Annotated in this window: 8 protein-coding genes and 3 pseudogenes; 9 read left to right on the top strand and 2 right to left on the bottom strand. The window is 69.0% G+C overall.

Going from position 1 to position 7,989, the window contains the following annotated elements; genetic code table 11:
* The first annotated feature begins 253 nt into the window (after nt 1–253).
* The 4 genes from ACIBJG_RS33855 (at nt 254) to ACIBJG_RS33840 (ending at nt 3,098) form a co-directional block, all read left to right on the top strand.
* Nucleotides 254–463, top strand: a complete 210-nt coding sequence (locus ACIBJG_RS33855) for a hypothetical protein (RefSeq protein WP_399313507.1) — start codon at nt 254–256, stop codon at nt 461–463.
* Between the two features lie 374 nt (nt 464–837).
* Nucleotides 838–1,197: a UBP-type zinc finger domain-containing protein gene (locus ACIBJG_RS33850; RefSeq protein WP_399313505.1), complete on the top strand. Its 360-nt coding sequence runs from the start codon at nt 838–840 to the stop codon at nt 1,195–1,197.
* A 61-nt stretch (nt 1,198–1,258) separates the two neighbouring features.
* On the top strand, nt 1,259–2,212 hold the full coding sequence (locus ACIBJG_RS33845) for a DUF5996 family protein (RefSeq protein WP_399313503.1): 954 nt from the start codon (nt 1,259–1,261) through the stop codon (nt 2,210–2,212).
* A gap of 47 nt (nt 2,213–2,259) precedes the next feature.
* Nucleotides 2,260–3,098 (top strand): IS5 family transposase gene (locus ACIBJG_RS33840; protein ID WP_399313509.1). Its coding sequence is split into 2 segments (ribosomal slippage): nt 2,260–2,607 and nt 2,610–3,098, totalling 837 coding nucleotides; the frame shifts between segments, so codons are not numbered across the junction.
* Between the two features lie 47 nt (nt 3,099–3,145).
* Here ACIBJG_RS33840 and ACIBJG_RS33835 read toward each other — a convergent pair.
* On the bottom strand, nt 3,146–4,504 hold the full coding sequence (locus ACIBJG_RS33835) for a hypothetical protein (RefSeq protein WP_399313501.1): 1,359 nt from the start codon (nt 4,502–4,504) through the stop codon (nt 3,146–3,148).
* Nucleotides 4,505–5,292: 788 nt separating this feature from the next.
* Here ACIBJG_RS33835 and ACIBJG_RS33830 point away from each other — a divergent pair.
* The 5 genes and pseudogenes from ACIBJG_RS33830 to ACIBJG_RS33810 form a co-directional block, all read left to right on the top strand.
* Nucleotides 5,293–5,817 (top strand): annotated as a pseudogene (locus tag ACIBJG_RS33830) (UbiX family flavin prenyltransferase); the annotation flags it as partial.
* A 148-nt stretch (nt 5,818–5,965) separates the two neighbouring features.
* Nucleotides 5,966–6,043: pseudogene (locus tag ACIBJG_RS33825) on the top strand (phenolic acid decarboxylase subunit B); the annotation flags it as partial.
* The gene (locus tag ACIBJG_RS33820; protein WP_399313499.1) at nt 6,012–6,566 is read left to right on the top strand and encodes a UbiX family flavin prenyltransferase; all 555 of its coding nucleotides are present in this window, start codon (nt 6,012–6,014) and stop codon (nt 6,564–6,566) included. The pseudogene ACIBJG_RS33825 and the gene ACIBJG_RS33820, both read left to right, overlap by 32 nt.
* Before the next feature lie 124 nt (nt 6,567–6,690).
* Nucleotides 6,691–7,323 (top strand): NADPH-dependent F420 reductase, encoded by a 633-nt coding sequence (locus ACIBJG_RS33815; protein ID WP_399313498.1) that lies wholly within the window; start codon nt 6,691–6,693, stop codon nt 7,321–7,323.
* 11 nt (nt 7,324–7,334) lie between these two features.
* Nucleotides 7,335–7,631 (top strand): annotated as a pseudogene (locus ACIBJG_RS33810) (UbiD family decarboxylase); the annotation flags it as partial.
* Here ACIBJG_RS33810 and ACIBJG_RS33805 read toward each other — a convergent pair.
* Nucleotides 7,630–7,938 carry a UbiD family decarboxylase domain-containing protein gene (locus ACIBJG_RS33805; RefSeq protein ID WP_399313496.1) on the bottom strand — a complete coding sequence of 103 codons (309 nt, stop codon included), beginning with the start codon at nt 7,936–7,938 and terminating at the stop codon, nt 7,630–7,632. The pseudogene ACIBJG_RS33810 and the gene ACIBJG_RS33805 overlap by 2 nt on opposite strands.
* Nucleotides 7,939–7,989: the final 51 nt, after the last annotated feature.

The raw sequence follows: 7,989 nt of genomic DNA, 5'->3' as shown, positions 1-7,989 counted from the left end.
GGAACGTCCCGCTTCGCGGCACGTTCCCGAAAACCAGCACGAACCCCTACGAATTAGCTCCGCCAGGGTTGACGAAACAGATAGGGGCACCCCCCAGGCCCGGTGCCCCCCAGGCATCCACTGCCCCTACGGCGGGGACGTGAGTGCGGGAGGGGCATGCGGCGCTGATGCATGTCGTGTTCTCGATTTCTCTGGCCGCTATTGCCTGGACCGCAGGCATCCGCACCTGGGCTTCCTCGCCCTGGACTCGCCGTTGTCGACATACAACGACGCCGACCGCATCCCGGCGAACGTGATCGACCACTTCTACCGCTCGTTCCTGGCCTTCCCCGGCCACGCGATCGGAATACGCGCCTCCGCCCCCGAGGTCCTGGCGCACGCGCGAGTCATCGCATTCAGCGGCAGCGGAGACCGCCCCGGCTTCTTCCCCGCACGATGGACCACTGCCGCCGCTCGGTCATGATCGGTGCGCCGAGCCTGCAGGTGCGCGCGAGCTGGGTCGGTCCCAGGGCCTCGTCGATTCGATGAGCACCTATTGGGCATCGGTTCCGTCTGCCCGAGCGCAGACCATGCAGCAGGCTCCCCACCGCCGCTGATCCCGCCGCGGCGACGACCCGAAGGCATCACGCACGAACTCCGTCAACTCGCCCCGGTCCACATCCCCCGGCTTTGCATCTCAGAGCAGCCACCACCAGGCAATATCACTCAAGGTATTGAAACGGCCCAGTCGGCTGTCAGTGCGACCGGGTGTGCCGCGGCGGCACCGCTTCTGCCGGCAGTGGCGCGCGACGCGGACCCGGGGGACGCTGAGCGGGGGACTGGACCGAGGAGGAGCATATGACCGACGAGCGGATACCTGGCATCGATCCGGGCGTCCCGCCGAGCGGTGACGGCTGCGAGGAATGCCTGGCGGGTACCGACCCCGGCTGGTGGTACCACCTGCGCCGTTGCGCCGCCTGCGGACGCATCGGCTGCTGCGACTCCTCCCCGGCGCAGCACGCCACACGACACGCCCGCGAGTCCGGGCACGCCTTCCTGACCAGCTTCGAACCGGGCGAGGACTGGTTCTGGAACACCGGGACCCAGGAGTACTACGACGGCCCCGCCCTGGCCCCGCCCAGTTCGCACCCGGCCGCCCAGCCCGTCCCCGGCCCCGCGGGCAGGGTGCCCAAGAACTGGGAACGACTGCTCCACTAACCCTGTCCGTCGTCGGCTGTCGCCTTCGGCCTGACCCCATCGACACACTGGGAGGCTCTCCGTGAGCGAACGTCGCAATGGGTGGCCGACGCTGGTCCATGAGGATCTGGCGTCCATGATCGGATACGTCAACCGGGTGGTACAGGTCGCAGGCAAGTACACCCTCGACGAGCCCTTCGAAGTCGGCTGGGGAAACGTCGTCCTCGACGTCACCCCCCGCGGGCTCAGGACACCGACGTTTCGGCAGCGAGGAGTGACCTTCACGGTGCACTGCCGCCTGCTCGACGGCGACGTGGTCATCGAGGCCGACGCGGGCTCGCGGACGGTGCCCTTGTCAAAGGGATCAGTCGCCACGTTCTATGCGGCGTTCCGCGATGCAGCGGCCGAGCTGGGCATACACCGGCCGCGTACCTTGCTGATCTGTGAGATTCCAGATTGTGCGCCGACTTTCGAGGTCGATCACGTCGAACGGGGCTGGGATCCTGGCGCGGCTGTGCTGATGTGGGAGGCGTTGAACCTCGCCGCCGACGGGCTCGAAACGTGGCAGGCGCCCTTCCTCGGGCACCGCCCCCGGGTCGGTGTGATGTGGGGCGGCTTCGACCTGTCCGCCACGCGGCACCGGGTGCAGCCCACCGAGCCACCGCCCAATCGTCCGACGTTCATGCAGAACGCCCAGCTCGAGGGGTACGTGGCGGTGGGATTTTCCTTCGGGGATGCCACGGCGCCCAGCCCCGGTATGTACGCCTACATCTGGCCTCAGCCGGACGGCCTCGAAGGCCGGTCCTGGGGTGTCGACGGAGCTGTCTGGAACGCCGATGCCGGTCTAGCCCTTCTGCCGTGGGACAAACTCAGGGAGGCTGCCGACCCGCATCAGGCCATCGTGGCGTTTGGTGACGCCGTCTACGACGCCGCTGTCGAGCTGGGAGGCTGGCCGTCCGACCTCATCGGGCCCCGCGTCGACGGTTGGTACATGAGTAGGACACCGCCGAAGGTCGTTCGGGCCCAGCACCACTGAGCTCAGCTAGGCCGTTTCGTTTGGATCAGTCGGTCGTTGGTCCGGGTATGCCGTTAACGGATGCTCAGTGGGCGCGGATTGAGCCGCTACTACCGGACCGGGTTCCCAAGCGGGGCGGCCGGTGGCGGGATCACCGAGAGGTGATCGACGCGATCGCCTTCAAGTTCCAGACCGGAACGCAGTGGGTGCACCTGCCCTCGAAGTACTGGAGAGGCGTGTACAACCGCCTGCGGATGTGGGCCCTCGACGGGACATGGGAGCGGGTGTTCACCGCGTTGATGGCCCGGGCCGACGCCGAGGAGGACCTGACCTGGGCGGTCTCGGTCGACTCCACGATTGTGCGCGCTCACCAGCACGCTGCCGGGGCCCGCAAAAAGAGGCCCCGGTCGGCAAACCGGCAGACCACGCCATCGGCCGCTCCCGCGGTGGACTGACCACCAAGATCCATCTGGCGGCCGATACCCGCTGCCGGCCTTTGGCGTTCGTGCTCACCGCAGGCCAAGCCGGTGACGCGCCGACCATTCCCGATGTCATGGCTCGCCTGCGCGTTCCTCGACGCCGCGGTCGACCCCGCACGAGACCGGACGTGATCCTGGCGGACAAGGCATACTCCTCCCGTGCAATCCGCGACCATCTGCGCAAGCGCGGCATCCGGGCGGTGATCCCCATCCCGGCGGACCAGCGAGGCCACCGGCTGCGCCGGGGCAGCCGGGGCGGCAGACCGCCAGTGTTCGACCGTGAGGCATACAAGCAGCGCAACACGGTCGAGCGGTGCATCAACCGCCTCAAGCAGTGGCGCGGTATCGCTACCCGTTACGAGAAGACGGCAACGATCTATCTGGCCGGACTCCACGTCGCCGGCATCTTCCTGTGGTCCGCCCGCTGATCCAGAGGAAAACCCCTCGTCCGCACGCTGAAGCGGGCCGGGTGCGATCAGCTCGCGGCGCGGTGAACGATGGACTGGCCGTCGGTGGCGGTGATGTCGATGCCGGTCAAGTCCACGTCACCGACGCCTACCCGGACCGCGTCCGCCCCCCGCCCCGCTGCGTGGATGCCGCCGGTGACCGTCAGGCTCCCCAGCTCACCGTCGATCTCGACCGTCGTCAGGCGGTCCCCGGTCGTGGCGATGCGCCCGCCGACCGTGGCCGTACCGATCCGGCCGCCCGGCTTGACGCTCAGGGCCATGGCGGCCAGCTCCACCTGCACGCCCCGTACCAGGCTGAGTCCGATACCTCCGGAAGTGGTCAGGTCCCCACGCACTTCCAGCCGCGGCAGCTCCTTGCTGACCTGGATACCCACCGAGCCGTCACCCGTGGTGGCGATCGAATCGAACGACGCGCGTTCGAGGGACCCGTCATAGACGTTGAAGCCCCGCGCCCCGGTACCATGAGTGGTGATCGGGGCCTGTACGTCGAGGCTGCCCAGGGCGCCGAAGTTGACGAACCCGATCCCGCTGGGGCCGTGCGAGGTCACCGGCGCGGTCGCCGTCCACGTCCGCACCCGCCCCCAGTTGTCCAGCACCATGTCGTTCTGCCCGTACGTGGTGACCGGTCCGGCGTTGAGCACGTGGTCGACCACAGCACCCGAGATGACGAACACCCCGCCGCTGATCAGGTCCGGTGTCCCGGCGGGGATACCGCCGTCGGTGTGGATCTCCCCGGTCCGCAGCGTGCTCACCCGCACTGTGCCCCCGTCTGCGGTCCCGCCCCAGTCGCCATGCCCGCCGACGAAGACGCCGCTGCCGCGCACCGGACGCTCGGCGCTGCCGGCACTCACCCCGAGCAGCTCCGCGGTAATCTCCACCGCCGGGTCGGGCTGCTGGTTCCACAGCGTGAAGCCACCCTGCAGCGCATCGACACCGAAGCCGTGCGGACGCTGGACGCGTCCGCGCACGTCAGCCGCCTCCACGACCACGTCGGCCACTGCCACGTGTCCCGAGCGCACGGCGTCCCGGGCGAGCAGCAGTACCTGGCCCGTGGTGCGTACCCCACGCAGTGCGAGAGTGCCGAAGTCGGCCACGGAGGTGTCGTTGAGGATCGCGGCCTCGTGCTCGGGGCAGTGCACGGTCACGTTCTCCAGGATGTTGTCCCGCGTCAGCCGCACGCCCTTGGCGCCGAACTCCAGAACGCCGCCACGCAGCCGCACTCCCGGAGCGAGCGTGACCATCGGCATTCCGCGGACCACACCGTTGACCTCGATGGCGGGCACCCCGGCCTGGGTCGCCCTCACCAGATCGGCAGCCGTCGACACCGTTGCCCACTCCACCGCAGCCACCTCCCGAGACGCAGTCATATGCCCTTCCTACCGTGTGGTGGCGTGCCCCGCATGTTGCGGCTGCCCCGCCAGGCTCTGATGCGGTGAGGCATACGGACACCCCACATCGCTCAGCGGGAGTGATCCAAACGAAACGGCCTAGGGCTTAACCACCCCGCTTCGGGTATTGAAGGCAACCACTGTGGTACCCAGCGAACCCGACCATGTGCGGGCCGAGGAGGTCCCCGACCCCGAGGTGACGGAGGGCGCTCTGCTGGTCCAGGGCAATCTGCTGGGGCATCTGCGGCAAGGACGCCGATACTGTGCACCAGGGCAGGGTTACGGTGCGCCCCGCCGGGACAGGACCGGCTGCTGGTGGGACCACGAATCGCTCGGCATCGTGCTGTCGGCGCCGCCGAACAGCGGATTCACCCCCGGAGGCCGGGTGGTGGGAATCGTGCGGCTCCCCGATCCCGTGCGGGTGAGCCCCGTTCGCGCGGGGAGTGGGACTTCTGCCGCAACGGGAAGTACACGAGCGCAGTATCAATGGCCGGCGCGGCTACGGTTCCCAACGCTGGCGCATCGAGCCGGAGTACGCGATCCGGGTGGGCCCGTCGGAGCCGGTCGTACTCGCCCAGCCGAAGCCGTGACGGAAAGGGTGCGTGGGCCGCAGTTCAGCCGCTCTTGCGCCGGCCGGGCCGCCCCCAGCCGTGGTGACGCGAGTCACCTTTCCGGATGCGGACATCCGCAGCCTCCCGCAGGATGGCAGAGGTACGTACGTCCTCGGGAGAAATGTCCTGACCTCGGCCTTCGGAGGGCGACTCACCATGGCAGAACCGGAGCAGCGCAGCATCACCTTGGCCGTGACCGGTGCCGCCGGCACCCGCATTGCCCGGTATGTCCTGGCTGCACTCGACCGCGACGAGCGGGTCGGCCCTATCGACCTGCTGGTGTCGGCCAACGGCCGCCAGCTGATCGCCCACGAGTTCGGTGGCTCGGAGAGTGACGACGTCGTACGGGCCGTGCTCGGCAGGCCGTCGGGCAAGGTGTACGCGTGGGATCCCGACGACTGGGCCGGGCCGTTGAGCTCGGGCAGTTACCCCAGTTGGGGCATGATCGTCGTGCCGTGTGCGCTGGGTGCGGTGAGCCGGATCGCGCAGGGGCAGTCGTCGTCGCTCGTGGAGCGGGCCGCGGATGTGTGTCTCAAGGAGCGGCGGCCGCTCGTGCTGTGCGTGCGTGAGACCCCGTTCAACTTGATCCACCTCCGGAACATGACGCAGGCGACGGAGGCCGGGGCGGTCGTTTACCCGATGATCCCGACATACTGCAACATTCCCGAGACGGTTGAGCGGATGTTCGAGGAGTTCACGGCGCCCGGCTCCTGGGCTTCGTCGGCCTGGATCAGACCGACTACTACGCCTGGCGGGAGGGCGGTTCGGCCGCCTCCGCCGAGCGTGCCGGCGCCCGCACCGCCGGCACGAGCGGGCAGTGAGGTCCGCTATGCGACTTGTCATCGGCATGACCGGCGCCAGCGGCGCGCCCATCGGTGTCCGCCTGCTGGAGACCCTGCGCGAACTCGACGGGGTGGAGACCCACTTGGTGCTCTCGAGGTGGGCGCGCGCGACGATCGAGCTGGAGAGCCCCTACCGCCCGCGAGGTCGGCAAACTCACCGACGTGGTGTGTGGGCCGGGGAACCAGGCGGCCGCGATCTCGTCGGGCTCGTATCCGGTGGACGGGATGATCATCGCGCCATGCTCGATGAAGTCAGTCGCGGGCATCAGGACCGGATGCGCGGACGGGCTGATCGGTCGGGCCGTCGACGTCACGCTCAAGGAGCGCCGACGCCTCGTGCTGGCCGCGCGAGACCCCGCTGAGCGAAATCCATTTGGAGAACCTGCTCGCCTGTCGCAGATGGGCGCGGTGGTGCTACCGCCGACGCCCGCCTTCTACACCAACCCTGCCTCGACCGGCGACCTCGTCGAGCACACCGTCGCCCGGATCCTGGACCAGTTCGCGCTGCCCGCGCCGCACACACGGCGCTGGAAGGGGTTGGCCGCCGCGCGCGCCGACCTGAATGCCCTTCCGCAGCCGGGGGACTGACCGGTCGGAGCGGCTTCACCGGCTCGGACGGTACCGCTCCCGGCACCACATGACACACACGGGGCCGCATTCCAACGATGGGTCGGCCCGGGCACGACGCCCTTAACGGAAGAAGGAGCCAACCATGGAGATCACGATCGTCGGTGCGGGCAACATGGCCCGCGGCATCGCCACCCGCGCCCTCGCGGGCGGCCACCGGGTCCGTCTCGTGGACAGCGCCCGAGCCAAGGCGGACGCCCTCGCCGCCGACCTTGGCGCGGGCGCTAGCGGCGCGGACTTCGACGCGCTGGACGGCGCGGACATCGTCGTGCTCGCCCTGCCGTTCGAGGGGGCGAAGGCCGTGGCCCGCGAGCACGCGCGGGCCCTCGCGGAGAAGGTCGTCGTGGACATCTGCAACCCCGTCGACTTCTCCACCTTCGACTCACTCGTCACCCCGCCCGGCATAGCCGCCGTCACCCTGGTCGCGGCCGAGGCGCCACGGGCCCGCTTCGTCAAGGCCTTCAACACGACCTTTGCGGGCACGCTAGTGGCGGGCGAGGTGGCCGGGCAGCCCCTGGATGTGTTCCTCGCAGCGGACGACGACGCTGCGAAGGCGACAGTCACCGAACTCGTCAAGAGCGGCGGCCTGCGCCCCATCGACGCCGGACCGCTGCGCCGCGCCCTGGAGCTGGAGGCCTTCCAATTCCTGCACATGACGCTGCAGGACCGGCTCGGCCTGAACTGGTCCAGCGCGATCAAGATTCTTACCCAACGCTGAGGTGTCCCCATGTGTCTGACGTGTCCGAACAGACTGCCCCTGTAAGGGACTTGCGCTCCGTCCTGGACCGGCTGAAGAACTACCCCGGCCAGTTGCACACCACCGACCACCCGATCGATCCGATGGGCGAACTCGCCGGTGTCTACAAGCGGGTGGGCGCGGGCGGTACCGTCGAGCGCCCCACCCAGCTCGGCCCGGCCATGATGTTCGAGAACGTGAAGGGCTACCCGGGCGTCCGCATCGTGGTCGGCCTGCTGGCCAGCCGCGAACGCGTCGGCATCATGCTGGAGTCGGAGCCGCACAAGCTCACCCAGTGGATGGCCGAGGCGGTGCGCAACCCGATCGAGCCGGTCCTTCGCCACCGCCGACGCGGCTCCCTGCCAGGAGGTCGTACACAAGGCCGACGACGACGGCTTCGACATCCGGATACTGCTGCCCGCGCCCAATGGAGATCTCGTCCTTGCCCTGCACGCACAGCCGGTGAATGGTCACGTCGGTGTGGCCGGTCTCCGGGGCCGAGCCGAGTACCAGGGCCTCGCAGAAGTATGGGCCCGCGTCCTCGTCGGTGTTGGTGAAAGCGGGCCTGGGCAACGTCGACCCCGACGGGATACACACGCTGCACCGGCACCGCTCGTAGCGGGAGGAGAACAGCCGAGAACGAACAGA

Source organism: Streptomyces sp. NPDC050422 (assembly GCF_044458665.1).
Classification (GTDB): Bacteria; Actinomycetota; Actinomycetes; order Streptomycetales; family Streptomycetaceae; genus Streptomyces.
The sequence above is the reverse complement of the archived record's forward strand: the minus strand, read 5'-3'. Positions and strand labels throughout refer to the sequence as shown.

What these genes read in the sequence shown, in the direction of transcription:
- ACIBJG_RS33835 (WP_399313501.1), bottom strand. Translation starts at nt 4,504, where the DNA reads ATGACTGCGTCTCGGGAGGTGGCTGCGGTGGAGTGGGCAACGGTGTCG.
- ACIBJG_RS33815 (WP_399313498.1), top strand. Translation starts at nt 6,691, where the DNA reads ATGGAGATCACGATCGTCGGTGCGGGCAACATGGCCCGCGGCATCGCC.
- ACIBJG_RS33850 (WP_399313505.1), top strand. Translation starts at nt 838, where the DNA reads ATGACCGACGAGCGGATACCTGGCATCGATCCGGGCGTCCCGCCGAGC.